Origin of the sequence: uncultured Aquimarina sp. (assembly GCF_947492405.1) — a bacterium.
In the GTDB taxonomy this organism is placed as follows: Bacteria; Bacteroidota; Bacteroidia; order Flavobacteriales; family Flavobacteriaceae; genus Aquimarina.
The window spans coordinates 1-510 of sequence record NZ_CANLMP010000027.1; the positions used below are offsets into that span (position 1 = coordinate 1).

Annotated in this window: 1 protein-coding gene; it reads left to right on the forward strand. The window is 36.7% G+C overall.

The window, feature by feature from the left end; all coding sequences use genetic code 11:
- A partial coding sequence (locus Q0829_RS27505; RefSeq protein WP_298549304.1) for a DUF11 domain-containing protein occupies window positions 1-510 on the forward strand: 510 nt, incomplete at both ends.

Below are 510 nucleotides of genomic sequence, written 5' to 3' on the forward strand. Positions count from 1 at the left end.
GATACGATTACTAATACAGTTACCGGAGTTACTTTAGATCAAACAGATACTAATACTACTCCAGATGATCCAAGTGAAGATATTACTATAAACAATGAAGTTGACTTAGTAGTAGCAAAGACAGTTGATAATGCTACTCCAGATGAAGGAGATACGATCAACTATACAATCACAGTTACAAATAATGGTCCTGCAAGAGCAACGGCAGTATCAATTACAGATCAGTTGCCAACAGGAGTGACTTATGTTTCGGATACTCCAAGTCAGGGAACTTATGATGATGCAACCGGAGTTTGGACAATTGGAGATATAGATGATAGCACTGTAGTGACTTTAGTACTAGAGGCGACAGTTGATGCAGGGACTAGTGATGATACGATTACCAATACGGTTACAGGAGTTACTTTAGATCAAGTAGATAATAATACTACTTCAGATGATCCAAGTGAGGATATCGTAGTAAATAACGAAGTAGATTTAGTAATTGCTAAAATAGTTGATAATGCTACT